14 protein-coding genes and 3 pseudogenes are annotated in these 15,778 nt (G+C 72.0%); 11 read left to right on the top strand and 6 right to left on the bottom strand.

The genetic code is table 11. The features are described from left to right. The 5 genes and pseudogenes from L7D48_RS14595 to L7D48_RS14575 form a co-directional block, all read left to right on the top strand. Positions 1-580 (top strand): DNA translocase FtsK (locus tag L7D48_RS14595; protein WP_305853149.1); only part of this gene is annotated, 580 nt, incomplete at its 5' end. 149 nt (positions 581-729) lie between these two features. Next, complete coding sequence (locus L7D48_RS14590; RefSeq protein ID WP_237879862.1) at positions 730-2,118, top strand: carbohydrate-binding protein; 1,389 nt, start codon at positions 730-732, stop codon at positions 2,116-2,118. A 279-nt stretch (positions 2,119-2,397) separates the two neighbouring features. Continuing rightward, positions 2,398-4,256 (top strand): annotated as a pseudogene (locus L7D48_RS14585) (long-chain fatty acid--CoA ligase). Positions 4,257-4,346: 90 nt separating this feature from the next. Continuing rightward, complete coding sequence (locus tag L7D48_RS14580) at positions 4,347-5,858, top strand: membrane-associated oxidoreductase (protein ID WP_237879861.1); 1,512 nt, start codon at positions 4,347-4,349, stop codon at positions 5,856-5,858. A 189-nt stretch (positions 5,859-6,047) separates the two neighbouring features. Next, on the top strand, positions 6,048-7,694 hold the full coding sequence (locus tag L7D48_RS14575) for a PQQ-binding-like beta-propeller repeat protein (RefSeq protein ID WP_237879860.1): 1,647 nt from the start codon (positions 6,048-6,050) through the stop codon (positions 7,692-7,694). Between the two features lie 152 nt (positions 7,695-7,846). Here the strand turns inward: L7D48_RS14575 and L7D48_RS14570 are convergent, their stop codons facing one another. Next, positions 7,847-8,572, bottom strand: a complete 726-nt coding sequence (locus tag L7D48_RS14570) for a CBS domain-containing protein (RefSeq protein WP_237879859.1) — start codon at positions 8,570-8,572, stop codon at positions 7,847-7,849. A gap of 93 nt (positions 8,573-8,665) precedes the next feature. Here L7D48_RS14570 and L7D48_RS14565 point away from each other — a divergent pair, with 93 nt between their 5' ends. Further along, entirely contained in the window at positions 8,666-9,334 is a 669-nt protein-coding gene (locus tag L7D48_RS14565) for a trans-aconitate 2-methyltransferase (protein ID WP_237879858.1), read from the top strand. A gap of 45 nt (positions 9,335-9,379) precedes the next feature. Here the strand turns inward: L7D48_RS14565 and L7D48_RS14560 are convergent, their stop codons facing one another. Then, positions 9,380-10,366 carry an oxidoreductase gene (locus L7D48_RS14560; RefSeq protein ID WP_237879857.1) on the bottom strand — a complete coding sequence of 329 codons (987 nt, stop codon included), beginning with the start codon at positions 10,364-10,366 and terminating at the stop codon, positions 9,380-9,382. A gap of 129 nt (positions 10,367-10,495) precedes the next feature. On the opposite strand from L7D48_RS14560, the pseudogene L7D48_RS14555 reads away from it, so the two are divergent. Both L7D48_RS14555 and L7D48_RS14550 read left to right on the top strand, forming a co-directional pair. Further along, positions 10,496-10,801: pseudogene (locus tag L7D48_RS14555) on the top strand (contact-dependent growth inhibition system immunity protein); the annotation flags it as partial. Between the two features lie 12 nt (positions 10,802-10,813). Continuing rightward, positions 10,814-10,897 (top strand): annotated as a pseudogene (locus tag L7D48_RS14550) (DUF664 domain-containing protein); the annotation flags it as partial. A 29-nt stretch (positions 10,898-10,926) separates the two neighbouring features. Here the strand turns inward: L7D48_RS14550 and L7D48_RS14545 are convergent. From L7D48_RS14545 to L7D48_RS14535, 3 genes are all read right to left on the bottom strand, one after another. Next, positions 10,927-11,433, bottom strand: a complete 507-nt coding sequence (locus L7D48_RS14545; protein WP_237879856.1) for a GNAT family N-acetyltransferase — start codon at positions 11,431-11,433, stop codon at positions 10,927-10,929. Between the two features lie 240 nt (positions 11,434-11,673). Then, complete coding sequence (locus L7D48_RS14540) at positions 11,674-12,498, bottom strand: alpha/beta fold hydrolase (RefSeq protein ID WP_237879855.1); 825 nt, start codon at positions 12,496-12,498, stop codon at positions 11,674-11,676. Between the two features lie 185 nt (positions 12,499-12,683). Then, positions 12,684-13,214, bottom strand: coding sequence for a GNAT family N-acetyltransferase (locus L7D48_RS14535; RefSeq protein ID WP_237879854.1), 531 nt, complete (start codon positions 13,212-13,214; stop codon positions 12,684-12,686). A gap of 229 nt (positions 13,215-13,443) precedes the next feature. Here L7D48_RS14535 and L7D48_RS14530 point away from each other — a divergent pair, with 229 nt between their 5' ends. Continuing rightward, the gene (locus tag L7D48_RS14530; RefSeq protein ID WP_237879853.1) at positions 13,444-13,971 is read left to right on the top strand and encodes a DinB family protein; all 528 of its coding nucleotides are present in this window, start codon (positions 13,444-13,446) and stop codon (positions 13,969-13,971) included. Between the two features lie 16 nt (positions 13,972-13,987). On the opposite strand, the gene L7D48_RS14525 is transcribed toward L7D48_RS14530, so the two are convergent. After that, complete coding sequence (locus tag L7D48_RS14525; protein ID WP_374492246.1) at positions 13,988-14,485, bottom strand: ATP-binding protein; 498 nt, start codon at positions 14,483-14,485, stop codon at positions 13,988-13,990. Between the two features lie 176 nt (positions 14,486-14,661). Here L7D48_RS14525 and L7D48_RS14520 point away from each other — a divergent pair, with 176 nt between their 5' ends. Further along, the gene (locus L7D48_RS14520; protein ID WP_237879864.1) at positions 14,662-15,573 is read left to right on the top strand and encodes a helix-turn-helix transcriptional regulator; all 912 of its coding nucleotides are present in this window, start codon (positions 14,662-14,664) and stop codon (positions 15,571-15,573) included. After that, the gene (locus L7D48_RS14515; RefSeq protein WP_237879863.1) at positions 15,536-15,664 is read left to right on the top strand and encodes a DUF397 domain-containing protein; all 129 of its coding nucleotides are present in this window, start codon (positions 15,536-15,538) and stop codon (positions 15,662-15,664) included. Before L7D48_RS14520 ends, L7D48_RS14515 begins: the two co-directional genes overlap by 38 nt. The last annotated feature ends 114 nt before the right edge of the window (positions 15,665-15,778 follow it).

Raw genomic sequence — 15,778 nt, 5'->3', positions numbered from 1 at the left:
CCCCGCCGCCCCCGTGGCCGAGGCACCGGCACCCCGCACGCCGGCACCGGAAGCGGAGCCGAAGCCGGCTGCCGGGAATGCCGACGAGACCGCGCCGTCCGCGTCCGCCGCCACGGAGCCCGCCACGGAGCCCGCCGGGGACGTCGAGGAGACCGCCCCGGAGGCCGGGCCGGCCGAGGACGAGAACGCCGACGCGCCCGCAGCACGCGTCGTGCGGCAGGCGGCCCCGTCGCCCGAGGAGACCGAAGCCCCCAAGTCGCCTGCCGCGGCTGCCGAGTCGCCCGCAGAACCCGGACCGGCCGATTCCGGCGCCGAGCCCGACGGCGGCCCGTTCGCCCGGCAGGCGGAGGCCGCCGGGATGGACGCCGGGACGCTCCGCGAGATCGCACAGGCCGTCGTCACCGAGCAGAACGCCAGCATGGTCTACGTGCAGCAGCGCTTCTCCCTCTCCCGTACGGCCGCCCGGCGCGCCCTGGACGCGCTCGAGCAGCTCGAGGTGGTCTCGGCCCCGGCCAAGAACGGGCGGCGCAAGGCCCTGGTCACGTCCCTGGACCATCTCGCCCCGGCGGGCAAGCGCTGATCCGCGCACTGCGACGCGACGGAACCCGCAGGCCACACGGGGTACGGCGGCTTCCATAACGCTGTGGGGGGAGGAGAGTTGACAGCTCCTCCCCCCACCGCGTCCGCGTCTACGGTTTCGGTCACCCCGACGAAACCGAGGAGAACCACATGCTCCACAGACGCGTCGCAGGCGCGTGCGCGGCCGCCGTGGCGGCCGGCGCACTCGCCCTGACCGGGCTGCTGCCGGGCACCGCGACGGCCGATCCCGCCGCGTCCGCCCCGCGGAAGGCGGACACCCACTCAGCCTCGTCCGCCCTGTCCTCCGTACCGCCCGGCTTGCTCAAGGCCATGCAGCGCGATCTCGGCCTCACCGCCGGCCAGGCCAAGGACCGGCTGGTGAACGAGAGCAGGGCCGGAGAGGCCGCCGGGAAACTGCGCCTGGCGCTCGGCGGTGACTTCGCCGGCGCCTGGGTGGCGGGCGACGACTCCGCGACCCTCACCGTCGCCACCACCGACACCTCCGACGCCCGCGCGATCGTCGCGCAGGGCGCCCGGGCGAAGGTCGTCGAGCACACCCTGGCCGAACTCGACGCCGCCAAGGCGGCGCTGGACCGGGCCGCCCGGAAGAACGCCACCACCGCCGCGCCGGTGTGGTACGTCGACGTCAAGAGCAACTCCGTCGTCGTCCGCGCCTCCGACACCGGCAAGGCCCGCGCCTTCGCCGAGGCGGCGGGCGTGGACGTGGACGGCGGCCCGGTGCGCGTGGTGAAGTCCGCCGAGCGGCCCCGCCCGCTGTACGACCTGCGCGGCGGCGACGCGTACTACATGGGCGGCGGCGGGCGCTGCTCGGTCGGCTTCCCCGTCACCAAGGGCAGCCAGCAGGGTTTCGCCACCGCCGGCCACTGCGGCCGTACCGGCACCAGCGTCTCGGGCTACAACCAGGTGGCGCTGGGCACCTTCCAGGGATCGTCCTTCCCCGGCAACGACTACGCCTGGGTCGCGGCCAACTCCAACTGGACCGCCACCCCGTACGTGAAGACCTCCAGCGGCAGCGTCCAGGTCGCCGGCTCCACGCAGGCGGCGGTGGGCGCGTCCATATGCCGCTCCGGCTCCACCACGGGCTGGCACTGCGGCACCATCCAGCAGCACAACACCAGCGTCACCTACCCCGAGGGCACCATCACCGGCGTGACGCGGACCACCGTGTGCGCCGAGCCCGGCGACTCCGGCGGCTCCTACATCTCCGGCAACCAGGCCCAGGGCGTCACCTCCGGCGGATCCGGCAACTGCCGCACCGGCGGCACCACGTACCACCAGCCGCTCAACGAGATCCTCTCCGCCTACGGCCTGACGCTGAAGACCACCGGCGGCGGCCCCGGCCCCGACCCCACCGACCCGCCCGGCGAGGAGCCGGGCGGCACCTGGCAGGCCGGCGCCGTCTACTCGGCCGGCGACCGGGTGACCTACGGTGGCGCGACCTACCGCTGCCTCCAGGCCCACCAGGCGCAGCCGGGCTGGGAGCCGCCGAACACCCCGGCGCTGTGGCAGCGGGTGTGAGCACCGTCCTGGCGCGAGCCGGAGCCTGATCCCGTTCCTGACCACCACCGCGTGCCGCCCGGGTGCGCGGGCGGCACGAGGCCGGAGGGCGCCCCATGGGGGGAGCGCCCTCCGGCCGCGGTCGTGTGACGCGTGCCGTCGCGAGGTCCGGCCCGCCCGGAGGAGTCGCACAGGAGAACGGTTTTTGATCAAGCCCTGGGCAACGGGTGCGTTCATCGGTATTTTTCGCCCCCTGCCGCCCGGAACGCGATGCGGCAGAGGTTCGGTGATGGGGGTGCCGTGCGCGATTTCAGTCTTCCGCCCGTGGTGGAGCCGATGCGGAAGGGGGGCTGGCGGACTCGGTCCACGAACTGGCCGAACGCGACCCGCACTTCGCGCAGCTCGCCCGCCGCGAGAACCCTGCGGGCGGTGACCGGGCGGGCGGCGGTCCGGCGGGCGGTGAGTGGGCCACCGTCACCGCCGCCGCCTTCCGCGACGAGGTGAGGGCCCTGGCCAAGGGTCTGCTGGCCGACGGCATACGTTTCGACGACCGGGTCGCGGTGATGGCCCGCACCCGCTACGAGTGGACCCTGTTCAGCTACGCGCTGTGGACGATCGGCGCCCAGGTCGTGCCCGTCTACCCCACCTCCTCCGCCGAGCAGGTGCGCTGGATCCTGGCCGACGCGCAGGTGGTGGCGGTCGTCGTCGAGCACGAGGAGCACGCCATGACGGTGGGCTCGGTGTGCGACGCGGCGCCGTCGCTGCGCCGTATCTGGCAGCTCGACACCGGCTGCGTGCGGGAGCTGACCGAGCTGGGGCGCGGCGTCACCGACGATCTGGTGGACCGCCACCGCCTGGCGGTGACACCGCGTTCGGTCGCCGCCGTCACCTACACCTCCGGCACCACCGGCCGCCCCAAGGGCTGCGTGATCACCCACGCCAACCTCGCGGCCGAGTGCGACATCCTGCTCGCCGGCTGGCCCGGGCTCATCGCCGCGCAGGGCGAGCGGCCCGCCATCCTCGCCTTCCTGCCGCTGTCCCACATCTACGGCCTGATGGTGCAGGTCTTCTGCATCCGCAACGGCGTACTGCTGGGCCACCAGCCCGAGATCGCGCCCGCCGAGCTGCTGCCCGCGCTCGCGTCCTTCAGGCCGACGTTCGTCTTCGCCGTGCCTTACGTCTTCGAGAAGATCTACCGCAAGGCCCGGCAGGCCGCCCTGGAGGCCGGCAAGGGCGATGTGTTCGACCGGGCGATGGACGTCGCGGTGCGCTACGCCGAGGCCGTGGAGCGGCGCGACGCCGGCACGGGCCCCGGCCCCGGCGCGGTGCTCAGGGCCTCGCACGCGGTCTTCGACCGCACCGTGTACCGGAAACTGCGGGCGGTGCTGGGCGGACGGGTGCGGTACGCGGTCTCGGGCGGCTCCACGCTGCGGCGCGAGCTCGGCCTGATCTTCGCCGGCGCCGGGATCACGGTCTACGACGGCTACGGGCTGACCGAGACCACCGCGGCGGTGACCGGCCAGCCGATGGGCCGCGTCAAGTTCGGTACGGTGGGCCGCCCGATGCCGGGCCACTCGATCCACATCGCCCGCGACGGGGAGATCTGGGTGCACGGCGACGTCGTCTTCGCCGGCTACCTCAACAACCCCGGGGCGACCGCCAGGGCGCTGCGGGACGGCTGGTTCGCCACCGGGGACGTCGGCCACCTGGACGACGAGGGCTATCTGGTCATCACCGGGCGCAAGAAGGACATCATCATCACCAGCGGCGGCAAGAGCGTCGCCCCGCAGGTGCTGGAGGACCGCGTCCGCGCCCACCCGCTGGTCTCCCAGTGCCTTGTCGTCGGCGACGACCGCCCCTACGTCGCGGCGCTGGTCACCCTCGACCCCGAGGCGCTGGAGCACTGGTTCCGGCTGCGCGAGCGGGAGCCGCTGTCGCCCCGGGAGGTACTGCGCGACGAGGAGCTGCACGCGGAGGTCCAGCGGGCGGTGTCCCACGCGAACAACGCGGTCTCCCGGGCGGAGTCCATCCGGGCCTTCCGGATCCTGCCGGCGGAGTTCAGCATGCGGGAGGGGCTGATCACGCCGTCGCTGAAGATGCGGCGGGCCGCGATCGCGAAGATGTACGAGGCGGAGATCGAGGCCATCTACTCGTCCTGAGCCCGGCGCCCAAGCCGCACCATGATCCCGAACAGCCTTCTCCGTAAACGGAGTTGACGCCCCCGGCGGAACCACGGCAGCATCCGCCGGGTGGAGATCACCGACCTCACCCCGGCCGAACTCCGCGTGTGGCGGGCCTTCCCGCTCAACAAGGGCGTCGATCTGCGCGAGAACGCGGACGACGACCCGGCGGACGGCGCCTCGTGGGGCCCCGGGCGCACGATCCGCGCCGAGGTCCTGCGGGCGCTGCTGCTCGACGGCCCCGCCACCGGCGGCGAGGTGCCCGGCCTGAAGCTGACCGGTGCGCGCATCACCGGCCGGCTGGACCTCATGTACGGGACGGCCGAGCACGCCGTACGGCTGCGGTCCTGCCACTTCGAGCGGCCGCCGAACCTCTACGGGGCGCGGATGCGCGCCCTCGTCCTGACCGACTCGGTGCTCCCCGGCCTCACCGCCGGAACCCTCCGCGTCGACATCGTGCTGCGGATGACCGGCTGCCGGATCACCGGCCCCGTACGGCTCGCGGGGGCGCAACTGTCCGGAGCGCTCTTCCTCGACGGCGCGGTGCTGGGCGCCCCCGGAGCGCAGGGCGACCCGCCACCGGGCCCGGACCGGGAGGGCTCCGGGGAACGGCCGGAACCGGTCCTCCAGCTCAACCACGCGACGGTCGGCACCGATGTCTGGGCAACAGGGCTCACCGCACACGGCCGGGTGCGGATGGACGGCGCCACCGTCGGCGGACTGGTGAACCTCGACGACGCCGAACTGCACGACCCGGGCGGCCTCGCACTGGAGGCCGAGACCCTGTCGGTCGGCACCGATCTGCGCGCCGCCCGGCTGCGCGCCCGCGGCATGGTCAACCTCAGCGGCACCACGATCCCCCGCCGGCTCGTCCTGAGCTCCGCGCGGCTCTCCAACCCCGCCGGGCAGGCGCTGCGGGCCAGCGTCAGCACCATCGGCGAACTGTGGTTGCGCGGCACGGCCCCGGTGCGGGGGACCGTGAACCTGCGCGGCGCCCAGCTAGACCTGCTGGAAGTCACTCCGGAGGTGTGGCCCGAACGGGTCAGGCTCGACGGGCTCACCTACCGGCGGTTGACCCCGCATCTGCCCGCCGAGCGGCGGCTGCCGCTGCTGGAACGCGAGGAGACCGGCCATCTTCCGTACTCGTACGAGCAGTTGGCCACCGCGTACCGCACCGCGGGCGACGAGGCCGGTGCCCGTACCGTGCAGCTCGCCAAACTGCGCCGCCACCGCCGCGCCCTGCCCCCGTACGCCAGGTTCTGGGGGTATCTCCAGGACGTGACCGTCGGTTACGGCTTCCGCCCGATGCGGGCGGGCGGCTGGCTGCTGATGCTGCTGCTCGCCGGCACGCTGGTCTTCGCCGGGGAACACCCCCGCCCGCTCAAGGCCGACGAGGCCCCCGACTTCAACCCCCTCTTCTACACCCTCGACCTGCTGCTGCCGGTCATCGGTTTCGGTCAGGAGGCCGCCTTCGCGCCCGAAGGCGCGTACCAGTGGCTGGCGTATCTGCTCGTCGTCACCGGCTGGATCCTGGCCACCACCACGGCGGCGGGCATCACCCGCGCCCTCAGCCGCCAGTGACCGCGCCCGCGCCGGCCGGCCGGGGCCGGGGACCGCTCCCCAACAGGCCTTGGCAGGACTGGTGATAGAAAGAGTCCGACTTCAACTGCCGGTGTTCCACGTCGAGAAGCGGTGGACCGCTTCCGATCGGCTCCGTCCCGCGAAGGTGCGGGGGACCGGGCAGCCGGCCCGTGCGTGACTGAGAGGCCCATGTCGCAGCCGCCGTTCAACCAGCCGCCCTCACAGGGTTTCGGCCCGCCGCAGGAGCCGCCGCCCTCCTACGGCTACCCGCAGTACCCCGCGCCGCCGCAACAGCCACCGCAGCAGCCGCCGCCACCGCCCCAGCAGCCGCCCGCAGGGCCCCCTCAGCCGGGAGTGCCGCCCCACGGGCAGTACGGGCACGGGTACGGGTACGGCGGCTACGGGCAGTACCCGCAGCAGCCCGCGCCCGGTGCCGGGGGGCAACCGACGGCCGGCGGTGGCGGCGGGAAGGGCAAGGTCCTGGCGATCGTCGCCGCGGTCGTGGCGGTCCTGCTCCTCGCCGGTGGCGGGGTGTGGTTCCTGACCGGGGACGAAGGCGAGAAGACCGCCCGGAAGAACGCGGACACCGGCGACGGCGCCGAGGCCGGGAAGGAAGACGGCTCGGGAGAGAAGAAGGACGGCACCGAGCGCAAGGGCCGCGCCGAACTGGCCTGGAAGGTGGACCCTGCGGAACTGCCCGACCTGGACAGGTTGGTCTTCGAGAGCCACGGCACCTGGTTCGCCGGCGGGAATCTCGTCAACGCGTCGTTCGACGCCGTCACCGCCTACGACATGGAGACCGGCGAGGAGGCCTGGAGCATCGATCTGACCCGCGGTCCCAAATGTGTTGCCACTCCCCGCTCCTCGGACGGCAAGGCCGTACTGCAGTGGGGTCGCAGGTGCGAGAAGGTCATGGCGATCGACCTCGTCCGGGGCAAGGAGCTGTGGCGCAAGGACCTGCCCAGCGAGGACTCGGACATGAACGAGTTCGGTTCCACCGAGATGGCGCTCAGCGGCGGTACCGTCGCCGCGGCCTGGAACGGCAACGCCGTCGGTTACGACCTGGACACCGGCAAGCGCCTGTGGGAGACGGAGGAGAACTCCGACTGCGGCGACACGTCCTACGTCGGTGGCTCGCGGCTCATCGCGAAGGTCGAGTGCGACTACGGGCAGAAGCAGTCACTCCAACTGGTCGAGGAGGACGGCGGCAAGGGCTGGGAGTGGAAAGCCCCCGGGGAAACCGAGATCGTCCACATCTACTCGGTCGACCCTCCGGTGTTCGGCGTCCGGGCCGGTGACTCCATCGAGATCACCGACATCATGATCCTGGACGACAAGGGCAAACAGCGGTCGAAGATCACCATCCCCGAGAAGCGTTACCGGTTCATCTGCGAGGGCATCACCCTGGCCGGCTGCTTCAACGTCGTCGTCGACAAGGCGAACGACGCTCTCTACCTGCAGACGTACCTGATCGCCGGCGAGAACGGCACCACCGCCGACATCGAGGCGTTCAACCTGTCCGACGGCAAGCCGAAGTGGCGCTCCGAACCCACCGGGGAACGCCTCGCCAGCCCGCTGACGATGCACGACGGCAAACTGATGGGCTACGAAACGTACCCGATGGCCAAGGCGGGGGTGCTCACGCTGATCGACCCCGAGACGGGCGAGGCGAGCCCGTACATGGAACTGCCCGCGGAGGAGGAGGACGCACAGCGCAGCATCGCGGCCACCGGCAGCGGCCGCCCGTACTGGCAGGACGGCGGGCTCTTCCTGGTGAGACACACGTACTATGACGATGCCGGGTCCAACAAGGGCGGCATACTGGCGTTCCGCTGACCCGGCGCTCCCGGGCCCCGCTCCACCCCGGCGGCCCCGTGCTCCTCCCGTGCTTCTCCACGGCAGGAGCACGGGGGCGCTCGTGCGCCTCCGGGATCTCCTTCTCCTGGACGGAAACACCCGTCGGCGCCCGGCCCTCCTCGGGCGGACGCTCAGCCCGTCCGGGCGGCGGCGAGGTGGGCCTCCACCGCCGCGACACCGTCGATGCCCTGGCACAGGGCCACGACCACCGGGACGAGACGCGGCTCCGGCACGTCTCCCCGTAGGGTGACGGCCCCGTCCCGGACCTCGACCGCGACGGCGTCCTCGTCCAGGCCGAGGGTGTCCCTCAGGACGTCCTGCTCGACCTCTTCGCGGATCTCGGCGTCGGAGCGGATGAAGACGTCGAGCAGGTCGCTGCGGGTGACGATGCCGGCCAGGAGCCCGTCCTCGTCGACCACCGGCAGCTGCTTGACGTGCCGCCTGCGCAGTTCCCGCGCGACCCGGGGGATCGTCCAGTCGGCGCGGGCGGTGAAGACGGGGCTGCTCATGAGCGCGCCCGCGGTCCGGGCCCGGGCCTTGCCCCAGGAGCGTTCGTCGTCCCCGTCCTGCCCCTGCGGGTCGGGCATGCCGGTCTCGTGCCGCAGCACGTCGGAGGCGGAGACGACACCGACGGGGGCTCCGTCGTCGTCGACGACCGGGGCCGCGACGATGTCGTTCGCGTCCAGCAGGGCGGCGACCTCCGACAGCGGCGTGTCGGGGCGGAAGGTGACCACGTCCTCGGTCATCACGTCACCGACCGTGTGGCGGTACAGCATGGCATCGGCCTCCTCCGCGTCGCGGCGGGGCGGCCGCACCTTCGCCGGCCGGTCCGCGCCGTCGCCGTCCTCCCTCCCCATGACAACACCGTGCCGCTCCGGCGGCCAGTGCCGTTCGCCCCGACGGGGAGGCCGGTGGTCCCGCGACCGGGGCCGCTGTCCTATCCTCGGCCGATGCGTTTACACCCCATCGACCGCCCGGCCGATCTCGACGCGGTCCGTGAGTCCTACGACCGGGTGGCCGACAACTACGTTCACATGGTTCAGACGACGGGATGCGGCGACATCCGCACCCATCCCTGGCTCAAGGCGTCGATCGACGCCTTCGCCGACACCGTGCGCGGACTCGGGCCCGTCCTCGACGTCGGCTGCGGGCCCGGAACGGTGACCGCCTACCTCGCCGAACGCGGACTCGACGTGTCCGGGGTCGACCTCTCCCCCCGCATGATCGAGAACGCGCGCCGTCTCTACCCGCACTGCCGCTTCGACGTCGCCTCCGCCACCGACCTCGACCTCGGCGAGGCGTCCCTGGGCGGCGTGCTCGGCTGGTGGTCGCTGTTCAACCTCCCCCGCGACGTCCTCCCCCAGGTCCTCGCCATGTTCGCGCGCGCCCTGAAGCCGGGCGGACACCTCATCACGGCGACACACGTCGGCGACGAGGACATCGCGCGCACCGAGGCCTACGGAGGCGTCCCCGTCCGCTGGACGACGCACCAGTGGCGGCCGGAGCAGCTCGTGGGCCTGATCGAGCGGGCCGGCCTGCTTCCGGTCGCCGAGCTCCGCCTCCCCGCCGAGGAGCAGACCGGTCCGGGCGTGGTCGTCATGGCCGGGCGCCCCGGCTGAGGTACGGGCGCCGGGCCCCGCCGCCCGGCGCCCGCCGCCCGTCCCTCAGCCGAGGGCGGCAAGCAGTTCGCGCTCGCGCCGGGCGCTAAGACCGGCGCGCCGCGCCCGGTCCAGGCCCTGCTCGCGCTCCCAGGCGAGGGTGTCGGCCAGCATCTCCTCCCGGGGGCGGTGGCGGAGCCCCGCGGCGCCCGCGGCGGCCCCGCTGCGGGCCGACCACCCCTCCCAGCCCGGCTCGATCAGCCACATCGGCAGCGACTCGGCCCCCATGTACTCCGCCACGCCGCGCGCCAGCAGCCAGGCGGAGTCGGCGGTGATGACCGGACCGGTATGCCCGCCGACGGCGCGGGACAGCCTGATCCACTCCGCGAACGGAAGGGCCGGGCCGACGGCGTCGTAGGTGCCGGTGGCCCCAGCCTCCGCTGCGTCGAGCAGCCAGGCGGTCAGATCCCGTACGTCGACCGTCTGCGTCGGCATCTCCGGTGTGCCGGGCACCAGCATCGGCCCGTGCGGATCACGTGCGGCGCGGGCCACCCAGTAGCCGGAGCGTCCGGTGTGGTCACCCGGGCCGCCGATGAGACCGGCGCGTGCGGTCAGGAGGCGGTCGCCCACGGCAGCCGCGGACGCCCGTTCACAGGCGACCTTCGCCTCGCCGTACAGCGAGCGGTCCACCTCACCCCGGTCGGTCGGGGCGAGGTGGGTCGCGGACTCGTCCGCGCCCGGCTCGGCGTGGGAGGCGTAGGCGCTGACGGAGGAGACGTACGTCCAGTGCCGGGCCCTGTCGGCCAGTGCGCCGAGCGCCCCGCGTACGAAGCCCGGCTGCCAGGACACCTCGACGACCGCGTCCCAGGTGCGGTCGAGCAGCGGCTCGTACGCCGGCGCCTCGCGCCGGTCGGCGGCCACCAGCCTCGCGCCGTCCGCCACCTCACCGCTCTCACCACGTGCCAGGCACGTCACCCGGTGGCCGCGCCCGACCGCCTGACGCGACACCTCCCGCCCCACCCACGCCGTTCCGCCCAGAACCAGGATCTCCATCCCGCCACCCAAGCACCGTACGCACCGGCCGCCCAGAGCGGTTCACCGACAGCGGACCCGGAGCCGACCTCGTCGGCCGATCGGCTTCCGTGAGACCGAGTTCGCGGTCTGACGTGAGACGATCGGTCGGTGACTCGCCTCGTGAACCGTGACCGCTCCCTCGAGGAGCTTGAGCGCGACCGCCGGCCGGCCCCGTCGGGCGGTGAAACCCGGCTGATGGCGACCGTGCGCGAGCTTCGGCGCAAGCCGATCGGTGGTCTGACGGTCGAGGACATGCGGCTGCTGATCAGTCAGGACGTGGGCCTGGGCCATCTCCTGCCCTTGGCGGTGGAGGTTCTCCGAACCGACCCACTGGCGGAAGGCGACATGTACGAGGGCGATCTGCCGGCCGCCGTGCTCACCAGGAGCACGGAGGTCTGGAGCGAGTTCCCCGAAATCCGGCGGGATGTCCGCCTGATCGAGGAGTACGCGCGCCACAACGGCCACGCGGACCTGCTGCGGGAACGCCTCGACGGCGCCACCGGCCCCTGAGCGGCGTCCGCACCGACACCGCTGCGGGGTCACAGTGCCCGGCGCATGCAGACCCTCGGCCACCGGTCCAGACCGTGGGCCGCCTCGTGTTCGCGGATCTTCCGCAGGCCGGGAGTGAGCCCGGTGCCGTCCATGACCTGGAAACCACAGCGTGCGTAGTAGGGGGCGTTCCACGGGACCTGGGCGAACGTGGTGAGGGTCAGGGCGGGTACACCCTCGCTCCTGGCGTGGTCCGCCAGATGCTCCAGCAGCGACCGGCCGACACCGCGACGCGCGCTCTCCGGGTGCACCGAGACCTGTTCGACGTGGAGGTTGCCATCGACGCGGTCGGCGATCAGGTAGGCGACCGGGACGTCAGCGTCGTCGGTCACGACCCAGGCCAACCCGGCGTCGTGGTAGCGGGCGAGTTCGCCGAGCGGGAGCGGCTCGTCCTCGGCGATCTCCGGCATGCCGATGTCCCGGAAGCACTGCCCGGCGGCCCTCTCGATGTCCTGGAGGAGATGCAGTTCGTCCAGGCGCACGGCTCGGATGTGCATGGACGCATTCTCCACAGCACGCCGGATGGCGCCACCGATTAACGGTCCGGCGACGGTGGTCCACCGGCGGTGGCTGCCTGACGCCGGCCCGCGTCGACAGGCCCGAGCAGTGCTCGCGCAGGGTGCCGACGCCCCTCACATCACAACGGGGCGAACGCTGCCCGGTACGGCAATAGCCACTCGTTACCGAACCGGGGGGCCGTGACGTGACCAGCCCGGCCCGGCAGTTCCTGGCCGGCTTCAGGAACACGGCAAGAAGCGAGCGATCTCCGCCGCCACGGCTTCGGGAACAACCGACGGTGCGAAGTGCATCTGGCCGGGGAACGTGGTGTAGGTGACGTGGCGCAGTGCGGTCGCGAGCCGGTCGAGAGTCGCCGGCATCGGCTGCCAGGTATCGGCGCCCCGCATCAGCAGCGTCGGGACGTTGACCGTGGACCAGCGCTCCACGTCCACCGAGTCGGCGGCCATCGATTCGAGGTCACGGCGCCAGCCGAGCGCTTCGTCGGGTTCGTTGTCGGTGGACTCGCCCGCATCCATGAGGTCCAGCAGTGCGGCCGGGACGCGGGCCACCTTCTCCGCCAGCAGCCGATCGGCTCGCCGCCGGTCACCGTTTGCGGTCAGTTCCTCGAACTCGCCCAACACGGGTGCCAGTTCTTCGCCGGCCGCGTACAGCGGCGGTTCCCACAGCACCAGCGAGCGAACCGGCAGTCCGGCTGTTGCGGCGTGCAGAGCGACGGTGGCGCCATAGGACATGCCGACCAGGTGCACAGGGCGACCGATCTTGGCGATCAGTACCTCGAGGTCCCCCACCTCGTCGGCAAAGCGCTTCGGTGATCGGCCCGGCCCGCTTGGGACGTACCCGCGGCGGGCGGGTATCCAGAGCTCGAAGTGGTCGGCGAGGTGTTCGGCCACCGGCTGCCAGGAGTGCAGTCCACCACCGGAGCCATGGACCATGACGACCGGTGGCCCCGAGCCGAGCTGTCGATAGCTGATCGCGGTGCCGTCGAAAGACTCAAACGACGCAACGACCCCGAAGGACTCTGACAGCTCGATCTCGCTCGGCATGCCAGCACCGTTGCACGGTCTGTCCGGGCCGGTCCACCGAGTTTCCGCAGCTGAAGCAGACGCCCTCAGCCCGGCTCCATGATCCGCCGGACAGGCCCTGGTCGCACGGACGTCATCACCGACGACCCCGCTCAGCGGGGGTGATCCAAACGAATCGGCCCAGTACCGGCGCCCTGCCGGCATCGTCAGCCGATCCGCCGTGCCAGCACTTGTCCCGGCCAGGAATCTGACAGAAAGCGGCTGGTGGGGGTGAAACCGTTCCGTTCGTAGAACGCGACCAGTTCGCCCCCGCCGCCCGCCCAGCAGTCGACCCGCAGCAGATCCGCGCCGGCCCGCCGGGTTTCCTCGACGGCGTGGGCCAGCAGTGCCGCTCCGATGCCCAGGCCGGCATACCGCCGGTCGGAGACCAGCAACCGGACGTACCTCTCGGGTTCTCCGGCCGGCGCGATCGGCATTAGCGGACTGGGCCCTGAGTCCAGCACCATCGCTCCGACGGGGTGTCCGTCCGACTCAGCGATGTACGGGGCGTTCTCGGTCATGTACCGCTCGACACGCGCCACCCCGCCGGGCTTCTGCGAGTAAGGCGTCGTGCCCCACTGCTCTGTGTTGCCGCGCTCGTTCATCCAGACCACCGCGGAGTCGAGCATGTCCAGAATGGCCGGTGCGTCGGCCAGGCTGCCCGGCCTGATCCGCATGCCGTGCGTGATGTCGTTCACGGCGGAAGCCTAAAGCTCCCGGACGCATCACGGACGGGACCGTGGACTGATGTGGCTGCGGCCGTGACGGCTCAGGTCAGCGACCAGGACCGCCGCCGGGGAAACTGGATCGCCGAGCACCGCGAGCGTCTGAAACAGGTCCGGCCGGCCCGCTCCGCGAAGTCGTCGAAACGGCGCCGGCCCCGTTTCGGGGATGATCTCCCGGAGGACACCCGAGGAGAGGAAACACATGAGTCCGACACCGCACGAGCGCACCGTCCCGCCACCGCGCGCCGACGAACGCACCACGCTGGAGGGCTGGTTGGACTTCCACCGCGAGACCCTGGTGCTGAAGTGCTCGGGGCTGGACGACCGCGGCCTCCGCACCGCCCCGCTGGAGCCGTCGCGGATGACGCTGCTGGGCCTGGTCCAGCACCTGGCGGAGATCGAACGCAACTGGTTCCAGCGGATCTTCGCCGGTCTCGACGTGCCGCCGGTCCACGCGGACGCCGGCCGGGACGGCTTCGGGCTCGTCCCGGAGCGCGGCATCGACGAGGCGCTGGCCGCCTGGCGCGCCGAGGTCGCGAGGGGACGCGAACTGACCGCCGGCGCCTCGCTGGAGGCGACCGGCAGGCTCTCGGAGCAGGAGGCCGCGCACCTGGGCAGCGAGGAGGTATCGCTGCGCTGGATCCTGGTCCACCTGATCGAGGAGTACGCGCGCCACAACGGCCACGCGGACCTGCTGCGGGAACACATGGACGGCACCACCGGCCCCTGAGCCGCGCCCGCCGCCTTCACTGCGGCGGTCCGTCCGCAGAAACGGGGTTGTCCGGGAGGACCGCCACCTCCGCCCAGACCGTCTTGCCGACGGGTTCGCGCGGGACCGTGCCCCAGCGGGTGGCGAGGATGTCCACCAGGAGCAGGCCGCGCCCCGACTCGTCGTCGGCGGACGGTGAGGGCGGGGCGGCCGGAGGCGGGACCGGGGAGGCGTCCGAGACCTCGATACGGATCGCCTCCCCTCGCACTTCGAGCGCGAGGCGGAAGTCGCGCCCGGGCACGCGGCCGTGTCGCACCGCGTTGGCGGCCAGTTCGCCGACCAGCAGGGAGACGGTGCACGAGGTGTCCGACGCGGCCGGCCACCCCCACTCCTCCATGTGCCGCACGGCGAGCTTCCGGGCCAGCCGTGCCCCCTTGGCGGATGACGTGAACCGCATGGTGAACAGCCGGGGTTCAGGGCCTCCCGGGTGTGCCGCGCCCGGCTGCGGGTCTTCGTCGGGCGTGGTCGTCGTCATCAGCACGAAAGTCGTCCTTCGCTTCCTCGTTCGATCCGCAACGTAGGCGGATCATTACGTTCCGTGCTTCAGGATCGACCGGCGAGCCTAGGCTCGGAAGGGGATGAAGCCTTACCTTCCAGCCCGTAAGAAACGGAAGTGATGTTTTGGCCAAGGATGTTGATCCCGGGGCATCGATGGCGGCCCTGTTCGGCTCGCGGGTGCGCAGACTCCGCGTCGCCGCCGGGCTGACCCAGGCGGAACTGGGCGAGAAGGCGCATGTGGTCGCCAGCCGGATCACCCAGGTCGAGCGGGCCTCCGGGGCGAGACCGACGCTTGAGCTGGCGCGCACGCTGGACGACGCCCTCGGAGCGGACGACCTGCTGGTCGACCTGTGGCCGTACGTCTACCGCGAGACGTTCCCGAACTGGTCTCGCAGGTTCATGGAGTACGCGGAACGGGCCTCGGTCATCATGCAGTACGCGGCACATGTGGTGCCCGGCCTGCTCCAGACCGAGGACTACGCACGAGCCCTGCTGAGCGTCGGCCGGACGCTCAGCGGCAAGGAGCAGTTGGAGGAACGCGTCGCGGCCCGGCTCGGGCGGCAGGCACGGCTGTGGTCACCGGACCATCCCGAACTGTGGGTGATCCTGGACGAGTCGGTGCTGCGGCGTCCGATCGGAGGCCGAGCCGTCATGCGGGGCCAGTTGGCGAGCCTCCTCGAAGCGGCCGAGGAGCGTCACATCACCGTGCAGGTGCTGCCGTTCGACCAGGGCGAGCATGGCGCGCTGGGCGGTTCCCTGACCCTGCTGACGATGCCGGACGGCTCGGAGACGGTCTACACGGAAGGCGCCGACTACGGCCAACTCATCGAGGAATCGGCGGAGATCAGGCCGTACAGGGAGACATACGATCGACTGCGGGCGGCAGCCCTGCCCCCGCTCATGTCGCTCGACATGATCCGATCCGCGCTGGAGGACAACCGTGAAGCGAGTGTCCCGTCCCGATCTCAGCGGCGCCGAGTGGCGCAAGAGCAGCTACAGCAACCAGGAGGGTGGCGACTGCGTGGAGATGGCCGACGGCTTCCCCGGCATCGTCCCCGTCCGTGACAGCAAGGCTCCGCACGGGCCGGTGCTGGCATTCCCGCCCACTTCCTGGGCTTCCTTCATAAGCGAGTTGAAGGCCGAACGCCGCTCCTGAGCGATCCGGGGGCCGGTGTGCGTCGGTTCCCTGGGCCCGCCGGACCCTCGCCCACGAGGGTCCGGCGGGCCACGAACTCTCTTAAAAAACCGGGAGAAAGAACCTCCCACCCAC

The organism is Streptomyces sp. ICN903, assembly GCF_022015835.1.
Classification (GTDB): Bacteria; Actinomycetota; Actinomycetes; order Streptomycetales; family Streptomycetaceae; genus Streptomyces; species Streptomyces fenghuangensis.
This window is presented reverse-complemented; position numbering and strand designations above follow the sequence as displayed.